This window comes from Archangium sp., assembly GCF_036388035.1.
Classification (GTDB): domain Bacteria; phylum Myxococcota; class Myxococcia; order Myxococcales; family Myxococcaceae; genus Archangium.
Genome location: NZ_DASVSO010001017.1, coordinates 1 through 14,200, shown reverse-complemented (window position 1 = coordinate 14,200; position 14,200 = coordinate 1). Strand labels below are relative to the sequence as shown.

At 67.0% G+C, this 14,200-nt stretch carries 6 protein-coding genes; all 6 read right to left on the bottom strand.

From position 1 onward, the window contains the following. A partial coding sequence (gene dpdJ, locus VF697_RS41905) for a protein DpdJ (protein WP_331104154.1) occupies positions 1–3,294 on the bottom strand: 3,294 nt, incomplete at its 3' end. Continuing rightward, the gene (locus VF697_RS41900; protein ID WP_331104152.1) at positions 3,291–4,028 is read right to left on the bottom strand and encodes a hypothetical protein; all 738 of its coding nucleotides are present in this window, start codon (positions 4,026–4,028) and stop codon (positions 3,291–3,293) included. The genes dpdJ and VF697_RS41900, both read right to left, overlap by 4 nt. Beyond that, positions 4,025–7,135 carry a protein DpdH gene (gene dpdH, locus VF697_RS41895; RefSeq protein ID WP_331104156.1) on the bottom strand — a complete coding sequence of 1,037 codons (3,111 nt, stop codon included), beginning with the start codon at positions 7,133–7,135 and terminating at the stop codon, positions 4,025–4,027. Before dpdH ends, VF697_RS41900 begins: the two co-directional genes overlap by 4 nt. Positions 7,136–7,137: 2 nt before the next feature. Further along, positions 7,138–8,118: a protein DpdG gene (gene dpdG, locus VF697_RS41890; protein WP_331104150.1), complete on the bottom strand. Its 981-nt coding sequence runs from the start codon at positions 8,116–8,118 to the stop codon at positions 7,138–7,140. Continuing rightward, complete coding sequence (gene dpdF / locus VF697_RS41885) at positions 8,118–10,676, bottom strand: protein DpdF (protein ID WP_331104148.1); 2,559 nt, start codon at positions 10,674–10,676, stop codon at positions 8,118–8,120. Before dpdF ends, dpdG begins: the two co-directional genes overlap by 1 nt. Further along, positions 10,673–13,900 (bottom strand): protein DpdE, encoded by a 3,228-nt coding sequence (gene dpdE, locus VF697_RS41880; protein ID WP_331104146.1) that lies wholly within the window; start codon positions 13,898–13,900, stop codon positions 10,673–10,675. The genes dpdF and dpdE overlap by 4 nt, the downstream gene beginning before the upstream one ends. Between the last annotated feature and the right edge of the window lie 300 nt (positions 13,901–14,200).

Genomic DNA, 14,200 nt, shown 5'->3' with positions numbered 1-14,200 from the left:
TGCCTCTTCCAGGAAGATTCCGGCATCGAGGGCCTCGCTCGCCAAGGCCGAGAAGCAGGCGTCGGCGAGCCAGTCCCGCTGGAATCGGTTGGCGATGCCATCGAGCCGCGAATCGTCCTGGAGCCGCTGGCGGAACAACGCCGGGCGCAGTGCGCGCAGCAGCCCCGGGTCGGCGGTGCAGGGCTCGACGAGCGAGTCAGGGAAGCGCGGATCGATCGCCAGCGCGTCGACATCCGCGTTGAAGCCCAACGTGACAGGCTCGTGGCCTTCCTGGCCCACCCGCCGCTTGAAGGACACCACCCGCTCGGAGCTCTCTCCACCCTTCATCTTCAAGGAGACGTTGACTTCCGGGGTGAAGCGGATGAGCTCAACGGGCTCGGACAACGCGTGGGTATGCAGACGGAGCGCGTCGATCAGCGTCAGCCACCTTGAGCCCCGGGGCAAGTTCAACCCGTGCCCCTCGGCTGAGGTGCGCAGCGTGGTGCACCAGACGGGAAAGGCGTTGGAGGTCGACAGGATCTCCTCCGGCGGTTCCACCGTGTTCATCTGCAGCGGCCGGATGACGGCGACCGGTTCCTTGTGCTCGCTTCCTGGCACTTCGAAACGGCCAATCTCGGTGGCGTACTCCGGCTTGCAGAAGTCGTCGAGCCAGAGCGCGTCATCCACCTCCGGCAGTCGCACCCAGTTGCGTTGGTTGTGGTGCTGGATGCTGAAGCGGTGTGACACGCGCCCCGGAGCGAACTCGCGAAGGGCCTGGGCCACGGGCATCCACTCCTCGCGCCGCCGGAACGCGTTGTTCAGAACGATCTGCACTTCGGGCACGTTCAGATCGCCGAAGAGCGCCCGGGGGATGAATTCCGGAAGTGGTGCGCGTGGGGTGTAGGGCTCATGTGCCTCCGGCCTTTCGGGAGGGGCGAGCTTCCAGTTGCGCTCGAGCCGGCGGAGGCACGTCGGGATGACCGAGGTGAGCAGGGCCCGGGGCGGCTCCCAGAGTACCGACTGGAGCGTGGACTCATCGAGCCCCAGTGCTTCCTGGAGATAGCGGGTGAAGCGGGCCCGGTCGGCCGGGTTCTCGAGCACCCCGCGGAGTAACCTGGCGGCTGCCGTCCGGCGTTCGCCGTAGGGTTCCTGGGTGGGGGCAGAGAGGACGCTCCAGGCATCCATTGGCTTGCTGTCGGCCGAAGTGACGGCCGCTACCCAGTCGAGCAGGGTGTACGTGGCCTGCATCTTCAAGACATGCCGGTTGCCAATGGGCAGGTGCCTGGGCGTCAGAACGGGGGAGAAGATCTGCTCGTAGGCTTGGTAGGCGAGCCGATCACGTCCGAAATCAGTGAGGGCGACGACGGTCCAGGGCCGCATCTCCCGGCGCCGGCCGGCTCGCCCTTTTCGCTGCAGGAAGGAGGCCCCGCTGCGCGGCGCCTTGTGCTGCACCACGGCTCCGACTTCCGGATCGTCGAACCCGACCTCAAGCGACGAGGTGGCCACGACGATCTCCGCGCTCCGGTTGATGCCGCGATCCAGGGAACTCACCCGGTCGACGGCGGCACGCGCTCCCGCGGACAGCGAGTGGCCGATCCACTCGGCGGCCACCCATGACTGGCCCTGGGCCAGCCTCGCGCCATGGTCGGCGTGCTCGCGCGCGCGAAGGGTGGCCAACGAGCCCCACGGCTTCTTGGGATCCGGCAGGCCCGGGCGTTTCCACCCCTCCGCGTCGAGCGTATCGAAGAAGAGGCGGTTGTTGACGTCGAGGTTGTCGGTGAAGGCGAAGACCTTCTTGCCGTAGGCCGGGCGCGAGACGTCGTTCGGCTCAAGCATGCGGCGCATGAGCATGAGGGTCTGGATGGAGGTCGACAGGAGGCTCGCGCCGGAGACGGGATCTCCTCGTACGGCCACCTGGTACTCCATGCCCTCGGGCTCCAGCTCGGACTCGTCCGGACTGACCGCGACGACATCCGTTCGCCGTACACCGACCAGGTCCGCGAAGAAGCGTTCCGCATCGGCCAGGGTCGCGGAGAGACCCACGAAGTGGGGCCGGGCGTGGGTGAGCTTCTGCCAGCGGCGCAGCAGCAGGGCGACCTGGGCGCCGTGAACTCCCTCGTAGGTGTGCACCTCGTCGAGCAGGACAAGGCGTGGACGTTGGTGTTCGGGCTGCTTGAACCCGAACAGCTTGCCCATCGAGGTGGCCATCCGCTGGTTCACCATCTCCGTGGTGGTGAACAGCAGGTCCGGTGGGCTCCGCGAGAGGCTCTCGCGCGTAAGGCGTACTTCGTCGGGCCCCACCTTGAAGTCGCATGACTTCGATTCGCACGAGAGCCGTTCGATACCCTTCTGGATGTCCTCCAGCCGCCACAGGAGCCGCCGGTTGCAACGGGGACAGTCGCTCAAGGGGCAGCGGAGTGCCTTGTCTCCGATCTGATCCCATGCATCGAACTGCTTCCTCTTTTGGGGCGAGCCGTCGAGCAGATCCCTGGCCGTTTTGGGAACGTCGCCGTACAGGACGCCAATGGACAGCCGGATGCCCGCTGGCAGGACCGCGTTGACCCGCTGCGCCTGCCCGAGCGCCTCGCGCAACTGGTCCTTGAGCAGTTCGTTGCGAGGGTAGAGGGCCAGGCACTTGGTCCACGGCTGACCGCCCAGCCATCGGGCCATGGCGGAGAAGGCGGGCAGGTAGAAGGCCAACGTCTTGCCGCTGCCGGTGCCCGCGCAGACGATGGTGCCGAACGAGCGCTTGCTGGAGACGCGCTGGCTCAGTACGTCCTTCGTCGCGGTGAGCTGGAACTGCGCCAGCTTCAAGGGCTCCTCGGAACTGGCCCGCAGCAGTGCCTTCACCACGGTCACCTGGCGGGCGTCGAGCGCGGTGCTCTGAAGGGCCGCGAGCACATCCTGAGGGGTGAACCGGCGCTTGGGGAACGAGCGTGGACGCAATAGCACGCGGAAGTCCGCGACCAGGTTCTTCCCGGTGCGCCACCGCGCGGCGGGCCTGTCGGGCTTGTCGGCGAAGATCTGCCGCAGCCTCGCCATCAGCCGGAGCGTCTCCGCCATGCGCGTGCGGTAGCGTCCCTCCTCGCCGTGGACGGGCCACAGCAGGCGCTCGTTCTCGAGCCAGTCGAGGAGGTCCTGGGGATCCTCGAAGGCGGGCGGCTCCGAGCGCTTGAGGAATCGCGAGGCCCGCTCCAGGAGCTCGTCCTGGGCGAAGAATCCATCGACGATGCCCCAGGACAGCAGGGCGGCCTCAGCCCGCTCAAGCTCGCCCAGGAAGTCGAGCCCTTGGCTCTGCGATTCATCCAGGCTCATGGCCTCTTCACCCCGGCGCCCTCGATCCACCGCAGACGGATCCGGTCGAGCAGCCCCCGGCTATCGAGCCACTTGCGCACCTCGTCCGTGAAGAGCCCGAGCGCCGCGCCTCCAGGCTGTTGGGCGGCCCGGAGGAACTGGCGCACCGCCGGGGGGTAGTGCGTATCGCTGAGGTCCGCGAGTCCGGCGCGTAGCGCCTCCGCTCGCTCGAGAATGGCTTTGAGCTCGCCATTCGTTCGAGGGGTCCGGACGGTGGCGGCCAGCAGCTCGCTCTTGAGCTGCCGGACCCGCCTCACCGACGGCTCCTGTCCGGGGATGGTGGCGATGTCCTCGAGCAGCTTCTCGTTGACCTGGGGGAGCTCCGCCAGGAAGGCCTTCCATGCCTCATCGACGATGCCCGTCAACGCGGTGTTAAAGACCTCAAGCCGTTTGCGGAACCGGGAGTAGTCGCTGCCCTTGGTGAAGTCTTCCGGTGCGTCCTGGCGGGCCTTGAGCAGGAGCTTCGACAGCAGGTCATCGAGCTCCGTGCCGTCGGGGAGGCTTTCGGGGGACAGGCGCTCGTCGTGCAGGAGCACGCCCGCAGGAATCGCGAATTGCTCCAGGGCTTCCCGGAACTCCACCAACTCCTTCCGCCGCTTCTCGAAATGTTGTGCCTGGGCTTCGTCCGACTGGCGGTTCTTGAGCCGCTCGGCCTGCTGCCGCAAGTCCCGGGCGAGTGTGACGGCGTTGTTCATGAGGTCTCCCGCAGGCCGCGCAGATGTCGTCCGATGGTCTCGAGCTCTTCCACGAGCGCGTTCCGTGCGGTCTCGATGGGGTCCGGGCCACTAGCGTCCAGATTCGACTTGATGGCCGCGCCGGCGTTCTTCAGGAAGGCGGTCAACTGTTCGATGAATCTTTCAATGACGAGGAGGGCCGGTCGGTCGAGCTGCGCGAGCACCCCGAGCGTCTGTCCCGGAGCCTTCTCCGTCTCCAGGCGGGCGAGTTGATCGAGCACCCCCTTTACCGGGCTGTCGTAGAAGGACTTGATGGCCTCGCGAAGTGTCGACGGGTCGATGCCCTGCACCACGCCCAGGGCTGCGGTGGACTCGACGAGCTCACTGAAGACGGTCCGAACCTCGTCCCTGTCGAACGTTTGGCCCAGAAAGGCCAAGCTCGCCCGGCGCAGCTCGAGCAGGTCCTCCGACATCTTCTTCGCCGCAGGCTGGAGTTCCGTCTTCAGGGTGGAGACGTCGTTCGCGAGCACACGCAGCGCCTTCGAGTTCGAGGGGGCCTTCACCTGCGAGGTGACGCTCCAGCTCTTCTTGACCGATTCCAGTGCTGGAATGAGGCGCACAACATCCAGGGCGTGCACGTCCTTTCCCTCGCCCTGTCTGGCGCCCACCTGCTGCAGCAGGATGTCCCGGGCCGACGGACGGGTCGGGGTCTGTTCGCGCAGACTGGCGCTCTTCTCGAGTGTCGAGTCCCACCTGCGCCAGTCGAGCCGCTGGGTATTGGTCCCGGGCGCGGGTGGCGTGAGCTTCTCAAACAGGGCTTCCACCAGCGCTGTCCGGTCCGAGGTCGGGCCGACCCTGGCTCCCAGACAACGCGCTCCCACGAGCAGGACTTCCACCATCGGGGTGATGAACTCGTCCGCCTGCTCCCGGGCGGCATCGAGCGTTCTGGCGACGCGATCCGTCAGGAACTGGGCCACGCGGACGCTGTCGCGCTCCGCTCCCTCGTAGTTCCACTCCCGCCCGTACTCTTCGTGACGGACGATGGCCAACAGCGCATTGCGGATGCCGAGGGATGCCTGCTCGTCTTCCCGTTCACGTTGCGTGCAGACCACGAACAGCGCATTGGCTTCGGTGGTCTCCGCGGTCGAGCCTCCCGGTAGGAAGAGCTTGTCGGCGACTTTGGCGGTATCCCAGGGAGATTGCAGGCTGTGCAGGGACCAGGGGATGAACGCCATCACCCGGTGGGCGATCCAGTTGCGCAGGTCGCGAGCGTCGCCCTGGGAAAGACTCTTGCCGCGATGCCACTCGGTGAGTTTCTGGTCCCACTCCTGGAGCTTGGAAAGCGGCGCGCTGGTGCTGGCCTTGGGCGGCTTGGACGGCTTGGGCCCGACGGGCTCCGCCGGGGATGTGACCGTGGGCCCCTCGACACGGATGGAACCCCCGTGGCTGAGCGCGGCCAGACCGAAGGCCTGGAAGACCTGGGGAGCCGTTCCCCAATAGGCGACCACGCGGGCGTACCGCTTCCAATGAACCGGCTGGAGGCGCCGGATCTCCGCGAGCATGTCACCCGAGAGCGCCTCCGTGGTGCCGAACGTCTCCGCCGGAAACTCTCCGCGCTCGAACTCCGGGCGGTACCCGAGCGTCTCGCGCAGGACGTTGTTGATGATGTTGCGCGGGTTGAACAGGGGACGTCCATCCGCCCCCAGCGAGCCCGTGGCCACGAGCCGCTCGATCGTCGTGCGGTTGAAGGGGAAGAGGGAATGGCCCTGCGTGGACGTGCCAAACGCCTCGATCACCCGTGCTCCTGGCTCGTCGATCTCGTGCTCGAAGCGGGGGACCCATCCGGCCGACCACTCACCCCCCGAGCCCGCAGCGCGGGTGTTGAAGCGGGCCGTGAGATGGTCCCGGCCGAGGCGGGCGGCGTTGAGGTACCCGCCCACAAGCTCCACGGCGCGGCTGACCACGTCATTGTCCTTCTCGGGGATGCGCCACTCGATGCGGGCGCGGGTACGGACCGTGGCCTTCATCAAGTAGCCTTCGGTGTAGGCCAGCGCGCTGCGGATGGTGCACAGCACCTGCCTGCCGTCCCGGTGCGCCTCGCGAATCATCACGTCGAGGAGTGCCCCCTGCAGGCCGGACAGCACGGCGAAATCCTCCACCAGGAGGATGAGTTCTTTCTGCTCCGCGAAGAGCTGGGCACGGACGTCCACGAACAGCTCCGTCAGGGTGTTGTCGCCCATCCGGAGCAATTCCTGCTTGGCCTGATCGAGGAGCTCATTGAGTAGGCGTGCGGCCTGGGCCCGGCGCTGGTCTCCTTCCCTGGCGATCAGTTTGTAGAATTCCTTCGCCTGGGCATTCATCGGCTCCACGAGCTCGTTGCGAACCCTGAAGTCCGAAACTTCGAACTGGTGGGCCCGCTGGTCGACGTCGGAGCCTCCCTCCCGGGTGACATGCTCCGCCAGACGGGAGACTATTCCCGGCTCGTCCGCGGTGCCGAGGAAGAGCTCGGTTTCGAGGGTAGGATCCCCGAGGAAGGCGGGCAGGGCACGTGGGGCACCGAAGGCCTTAATCAGCTTGTCGTGTTCCGGATCCTGCGAACGATTCGACGCCAGCCGTTCGGTGGCCGCAGCGGATGCCTTCACCAACAGGTGCCGCAGGTTCGTCAGCAGCATCTTCGCCGCCAGTTCGGGATCGAGCTGCTCGTGGGCCTCGTTCAGCTTCTTGCGGAAGGGGGCGTAGGCGGGTCCCGAGAGCCCATCCAGAATCAGGCGAAGCACGCCCTTGAGGCTGGAGCCCTTCGGAATGCGGATGATGTGCAGGTGCTCGCGCCGGGGATGCCTCTGCAACTGGACGTCGAGCCAGCGGATGACATGGGACTTACCGACTCCCGAGCTTCCGACGATGGGCAGGATGACCCGGCCTTCCGGTGGGGCCTCCTCCATGAAGGCCTCGAGCAGTGCTCGCTCATCGCGGAGCTCGGTCTCCTGGCCACCTCCCTCGCGCTTGCATTCGAACTTCATCGGCTGGTGGGCGGCGAGGAAGATGGCGTTGCTGCTCGTTTCCGCCTCGGCGGAGATGCACGCCTTGACGCTCTCAAGCGTCGGCCAGTAGGGCAGGAGGGATTTCATGCTCATGCGGCCCTCGTCCACACCACGTGGGAAACCCGCTGGAAGGGGGCGTTGTCCCGGCCGAGCAGCACCTTCTCCTCCGGTGCATCGGAGCGGGTGGGCAGTTGGATCACTCCCGACTCCTCCAGACGGATGAGCGCTCGGGAGAGGCTGGTGGAGACTTCGTGGGACGCGTGAGGCATCCACACGTCCTTCTTGCGGAGATGTTCTTCTATCTGCTGGCGGTAGGTACCACCGTCGATGACTGGCAACCGCTCGGCGAGCCGTTCCAGGAAACGGCCGATGGGGAGTTCGCGAGTGCCTTCGAAAGTGCCTGGAAGCTCATCGAGCACGGCCTCCGTGGGATCGGAGATCAACCTGGCCCCTACTCCTGGCAGGGGGCTCTGCCAACCCAACCCGAGGAAGGGCGCGTAGTCGTCACGGTACGCATACCAGCGTGTGTCGTTTTGGATGGGCATCGGCCGGGTGGAGACCTGCTCCTTGATGAGTTCGTCGACGTCGGACCACTTGCCGCCAGGGAAGGCGTACGAATTCTGGGCGAGCACCCAGCACGCCCCACGGGTGAGGTCGGCGCACCGGCCTGCGACCTCCGAATCCCGCTCCTCCGCGAGGATCTGCGGGTTGTTCGCGGGGGAGAACACGAGCCGGCGGAGCGCCGTTCGCAAGGGGGCCGGATCCTTCGAGTCGAGGCCGGGTTGCTTGAAAGCGGGAGCCAGGGAGATGGTCTGCTCCTCGTTCTCCTCCTGAATGAAGAAACCGATCTCAAGCCAGCGTGTCAGCGTGATCCTCGCTTGGTACTGCTCCTTCTTGTTTGCCTCATCCTTCTTTTCGTCGTCACCGGGCTGCGCCGAGGCCCAGAGCGTCCTGGGCGCACACAGGTCGAGCAGTTCCTGTCTGGGAAGCGGGCCGCGGAGGAGCAACGCACGGCGGAACGCGAGCAGAACACTCAGCTGTCCATCACTGGGACGATTGAGGAGACCCATCAGTCAAGCCTTCGGAGAAAGAGATCTAGGGACATGTGCTCAAGCAGATCGACGAGCCGCCTGCCTCGGCCGTTGGGCTCAAGGACATCATTCGGAAGCACCAGGATGTGAGCCGGCCGCTCGAGCGAGAGCAGGTATGAGAGGGAAGGCTTCCGCTCCTCCTGGGGCTCGATGACGCTGACCCTGCGCACGAGGGGCTCGCCCGACGGTGCGTCCTCCTCTCCGATGTCCCGGTGGATAAGGAAGCGCAAGGGGGACTTGCGCCAGAGTTCCCGGGCTTCCTTCTGTTCCGCCAGCAGCTGTCCCGTGGCGACCTCAAGGAACCCGCGGGCGGCCAGCACGCCGAGCAGGTCAATGACCTTGCGGCGCCAGGTGCTCAGGGCCTGCCGGTCCTCCGGCCTCGGGTAGGAGACGATGAACAGGCCGGTGGGCGGAGTGCCCTTCCCTTGCGCCCGGTCGAACACGTTGGCCACCCGGCGGGGGGGCGCGGCCTGGGGGATGACATAGTCGTGGGAGACCCGGTGCTGCCTCCGCGTGACCGGGCAGTCTCCGGCCGAGCCTTCCGGGAAGATGCCGAGCTCGTGCAGCGTGTAGGTGCGGTTGAAGAGGGAGGCGAGCGTGTGCTGGCCCGAGAGCACCTGCTTCATCTCCGCCAGCGCCTCACCGTTCTGCACCATGGAGGAACGCCTCTGGCTCCACACCCCCTCCAGTTGGTGCCCGCTCTCGCGAAGCTTCACGGCGCTTTTCAGGGAGAAGCTGTTCAACGTGTCGCGCCAGCGCCGCTCGAAGTCGGCTTCGCTCTCGTGCTCCGCAGGCTCGAGGAAGGGCGGCTCGACCGCATCGAGCCCCAGCAGCCGGAGCCGGGCCATCAGGGTGAGTGTGCGGCGGTTCCACGCTTGGTTCTCTCGCGAGTCGCCGGTGACGTGCTTGGCCCGCGCATTCAGGGGCACCAGGAAGACATCCTCGCGGCCGGCGACCGGCTCGCGTCGCAGCCACATCGCCTTCCAGCGCTCCAATCCCTTCTCGACACCGATGATCCGCTCGTCCGCGATCTGCTGCGCGACCCGCAGATCCTCGTCGATGTACAGCATCAGGGCGAAGGAGGCCTTGCCGTCGCGTCCCGCGCGGCCGACCTCCTGGTAGTACCGATCGACCGTCTCGGGCACGCAGGCGTGGAGGACGGTTCTCACGTCCGACTGGTCCACCCCCAGGCCGAATGCCGAAGTGGCGACCACCGCATCGATCTCTCTCCGCTCCCACCGCTCCAGCAGGCGCGTGCCCTCTTCCGTGGAGAGATCGCCTCCGCGAACACAGGCCACACGCCACATCCCCATCGCGCGGATCCGCTGCTCCCAGTTGGCGGCATCCTCACGGCGCGTGGTGTAGAGGATGAATGGGCGGGGGATGCGGCGCACGACCTCCGAGAGCCGCGCCTCCCGGTCCGCCTCGTCCTGGGCGCGGTGGATCCAATGGCTCGGCTCCGGGCGGAGGTGGACGGCCGAGACGATGTCCATCTCCCCGAACAGAAGATGCAACGTCGACCAAGTGTCCTCGGTCAGCGTCGCCGTGGCCAGCACGGTGCGCAACCGCTCGGAACTCTCGGTCCGTAGTCCGTTCCGCAGCCCCGAGAGCAGCTGGAACTCGGGGCGGAAGTCCGCGCCCCATTCCGCGATGAGGTGCGCCTCGTCCACGATGAGATGGGCGAGCCTGTTGCCACGCGCTGCCTCGAACAGCGCCGAGCGGAGCATGCCCACCGCCGCTTCGGGTGAGGTGAAGACGATGGGCTGCTCGCCCGTTCGGATCCTCTGCCGGAAGAGCCGCCGGGCTTCCTGGCCGAGTCCTCCGTGGTAGGCATACTCGATATCGCCCGCGTCCTCGCCCACTAAGCTGGCGAAACGCTGCGCCTGATGTTTGGCCAGCGCCACGGTGGGGACGATGACGACGGTCATCTGCCCCCGCGCCCGGGCCGCCAGCGCGAGCGACTGGAAGACGAGGCTTTTGCCCGCGCCGGTGGGCAGGTTCACCAGCAGCGTGGCGCCCGGCGCCATGAGGAAGCCCGCGCGGATGGCCTGCCGCTGCCCGGGAGACGCGTAGGTCCTCGACGTCCGGGGTGATCGAGCGAGCAGGTCCGTGATGGCGGGATCCATCGGGGACGTGGCGTCGCGCCGCCGCGGCCGCTCCGCGAGTGCGTCGGCCGTGGGGTCCGATTCGGGACTGCCGAGCCAGCCCGGGTGCCACGGCAGGGCGCGGACCTTGAAACGGTCCGGAGCCTCCGAGACGATCTCCATTCCGAACGCGCTCCAGGTCGCCCTGTCCGGCCATTCGGGTGCACGGGGCACGGCGAAGTAGGGAGCCTGTCCCGGGCCGCCCAGCGCCGCCTGTCGGGCGAGCACATGGCGGATCAGCCCGGCGAGATCGCCGGGACCGGTCCGCTCCTCCCGAAGGCCGAGGAGCGCGATCCGGAGCCTGTCGTGGATGGCATCCTCGAAGGGCTCCTCGGGGATGGGCTCGTCCGGCCATCTGGCCAGGAGCGACTGGAGGGTGTGGAAGTAACTCATCGGGGCTGGAACGGATTCTGGCCGGAGAGGAACACGGCACCGACTGAGTCGGGCCAGATGCGGGGCTGACGGATGCCCCGGGCTAGCGCCGCGGCGAGCCGGTTCTCGAACTCCAGGTGGCGCTGCTCGGCCTTGTGGGAGGTGCCTTCCTTCAGGTGGGCCAGACGGCTGGAGAGCCGGGCTGCGGCCATGGCCGTGTGCCGCTCGAGTCGTTCGGCATGTGTCTCGGTCAACCGGCTCAGGTCGACATCGGCGGTGAGCAGGGCCTCGGCCCGCCTGCGGGCGGCCCGGCACGTGTCCTCCCACGTGGCGAGCAGGCCCATGTCGGACACCACCTCCCAGCGCGCGGGGTTGAGGTTGTAGTCCGTGCCACCCCGGGATTCCTGGTGGTAGCTGTCCTCGATCTGGGCGCGCACTTCCGGAGACTGAACGGGCTCTCCGTCCTGGTCGACCCAGACGGTCCGGAAGATCGGAGGAAAGGCCTCGTCAGCCCGGCGGCGAACCGCGTGCGTGGCTTCCCCGAACGACGAGAGGATCTCAAGGGCGGGGCCCACATCCACTTCGACCATGAAGTCGAAGCGGAAGAAGACATCGCTCACCGCATTCGTCTGGTAGCCGGGGATGCAGCGCCAGAGCGCCCAGGCGATGCCCCGGTCGTCGTTGCGCGCCAAGTCCGTGAGCCCGTCCAGGAAGGGGTGCCCCATCCGCAGCAGCGGGGAGCAGGCGCGGGCGGCGGCGTTCCGGCTCGCGGTCATCTTGTAGGTACGCCACTCGCCACCGCGAGCGCTCCCCTCAATGGTCTGGCCGAGCGACGAGATGAGCTCCATCACCGGAATGAGGGTGTTGGACCCGCCATGCCGGTGCGCATAGGCGTAACGGAAGAACCTGGGATCGCCATGCTCCGGCCGGAATTCGAATTGCAGCGCCTCGGCCGCCCAGGCCCGCATGGGCTCGAGCACGGCGTCGTCATCAAGGTCGTGCTCTTCCAGGTCATCGAAGGAGAAGCCGTCCTCAAGCTCGGCCGGATCCGTCGAATCCAATGCCTCCTGCGCGCGGATGCGCTTGAGCTCGTGCTCCAGTCCATTCTCCTCGTCGCTCATCCGGGCAGCGGCCTGTTCGATCGCCGCGGTGCCGTCATGGAGCAGGCCCGTGGTCAGCGAGCGCATGTGCTCCTCGAGCACGTACTGCAGCGGCGCCACCGAGCTTGAGAAGACATCCACCGCCTCCTGCAGGCAGGTGGCCCATGCCTCCTCCCACCGCGTGGGCGACAGCAGGAGGATGGAACCCACCTTGCCGCGGGCTCCGATGCGATCGATGCGGCCGATACGCTGCTCAAGCCGGTTCGGCGAGAGGGGCAGGTCGTAGTGGATGACCACAGCCTTCTCTCCTTGGAGGTTGAGGCCTTCCTCGGCGTGCCGATCACAGATGATGGCGATGACCCCCGCGTCGGTGTTGGGCTCGAAGGGGGCGCGCAGGACCTTGCCGCCGGCACGCGCCGAGAGCACGGCATGAACGCGATCCGCGACCCATGGCTCGTCGACGAAGATCACCGCGCGATGCTTCCGGGCCTTCTGCGCGGCCACTAGCTTCAGCAACGCATCGAGCCGCGGATCGCGCTCGAGCAGGAACTCGAGCAGTTCTTCCGCGTTGCTCAGCCACTCGCGCTCCGAGTCGAAGGCGGGGCGGGTGCCCTTATCCAGGGCGTGGCCGCGCTCGGTGAAGCGCTCGCGGAGCACAGACGGGTGGGACAGGAAGGCCTCCACCAGCCGTGTGAAGAGCCGCTGGAGCTCTCCCTCGAACGCGGGCTCTCCCGTGGAACGGACGTGGAACGAGGCCCGCTCCTGCCACTCGTCGAGGAGCCTGGAGGCCGTGGCCCTGGCGTCACACGGGTGAGAGACCCGCTCGGCTCCCGTGCGCAGGGGCAGGTCACTGGCGACGTGCTCGGAATCCCGGCGAGTGCGCAGCAAGCGCCGGTCGATGCGGTACGTTTCCCCGATGTGCGCGCGAAGGGCTCGGATGGCGGAGATGCGCTCCTCGCTGCTTTCGTCCTCGCTGACCAGAGGGCGGATGCCGTCGATGAGATCGCGCAGGCGCGGGTCCTCGGGAGCGAGCTGTGCCAGTCCGTCGAGCGTCCCTTCCAGGAACAGTTCGGCGACATCGTCTTGCAGGGACTGGAGGTGTTCGGCGATCTCCTGACGGCTGGCCACCAGCTTGTGGAACCGCTCGCGACCCTCTAGGCGATGCACCTGGGGGTCGAGCAGGTGGAGCATGGCCAGGAATCCATCCTCGTTGTGCAGTAGGGGCGTGGCCGACAGCAGCAGAACGCGCGGAATCTTGCGCGCCAGCTTCTCGAGCACCTCGTAGACCGCCCGTTGCCGGCGTTGGGGGGCGTAGGCCAACCGGGCGGCTTGGTGCGCCTCGTCGATGATGAGCATCCCGAGCCCGGCGGGGAGCTCCGTTTCCGAGAGCTTGTTGGAGGCGACCACCTGGATCTGCTCGTCGAGCGCGTCGCCCAAGTGGAACCTACCCTGGAGTTCGGTGCGCCATTGCTCGACCAGATGTTCGGGTACGACGATGAGCGCGCTGGCGTCGAGGGGATGATCGAGGAAGTACTGGCGGAGGATGATGCCGGCCTCGATGGTCTTGCCGAGGCCCACCTCGTCCGCCAGGAGGAAGCGCTGCACGGGGTCGCGTAGGACGCGGCGCACCACGGCAACCTGGTGGCGGTGGAGATCGACGCTCGAGGAGGCCAGCCCGGAGAGGCCGCCGAAGCGAGAGCGGTGCTCGGTCACGAAGCGAATGAAGCGGGCCCTGCGCTCATGCCAATAAGGGGTTTCCGTGAGGGTGGCGGCGAGCCAGTCGGTCGGGTCCTCGACGGGGTGCTTCCAGCGAAGAAACAGGTTGGAGAGGGGGAACTCTGCCTCGTGCTTGTTGGGAAAGGCGACGCGGTAGTAGTCCTCCCCGGAGTCGGAACTGGGCGCAGCCTCAAGCAGCCGGGCGGCACGCCAGATCGCACGAGCCTCATCCCAACAGAAGACCCGGCTTTGGGCATTGAGCGCGGCGGGACTCAGGCTCGTGATGTCGACCTGCACCACCTTCCTCGCGTTGGAAGCCGGCGAGACGAAGTACTCGATACTCGCGCTGCGACCATCGAACTCGACCAGCTTGCCTGCCCCGAAGACGTTCTCTTCGGACTCAACGAAAGCCCCTGGCCTCAGTTTCATGCCTCCCCCGATCGACGCTCGCCAGCAGTGTTGCCACCTGTGCGGTCGCTGCGTGGACGGCTGATGCACGGGAACCGCAGATTCCTGCAGGCAGGCGGGCCTCCGAATCGTACATCACGACCATGAGCACGAGCCAAGAGAATGCTCGCAGGCAGGACCTCACGCGGCGGATGGACGAGGCTGGCCTCAGCGGGTAGGGGGGTACACCCTCAGTGTGGGTGGGAAGCCACTTGGTCGTGCTCTGGCCGGGTCGCCTGTGACATCGGACGTGGTGGGACGGCCTCCATCCGGTAGATTCCA

What these genes read in the sequence shown, in the direction of transcription:
- dpdF (WP_331104148.1), bottom strand. Translation starts at nt 10,676, where the DNA reads ATGAGTTACTTCCACACCCTCCAGTCGCTCCTGGCCAGATGGCCGGAC.
- dpdH (WP_331104156.1), bottom strand. Translation starts at nt 7,135, where the DNA reads ATGAAATCCCTCCTGCCCTACTGGCCGACGCTTGAGAGCGTCAAGGCG.
- VF697_RS41900 (WP_331104152.1), bottom strand. Translation starts at nt 4,028, where the DNA reads ATGAACAACGCCGTCACACTCGCCCGGGACTTGCGGCAGCAGGCCGAG.
- dpdE (WP_331104146.1), bottom strand. Translation starts at nt 13,900, where the DNA reads ATGAAACTGAGGCCAGGGGCTTTCGTTGAGTCCGAAGAGAACGTCTTC.
- dpdG (WP_331104150.1), bottom strand. Translation starts at nt 8,118, where the DNA reads ATGGGTCTCCTCAATCGTCCCAGTGATGGACAGCTGAGTGTTCTGCTC.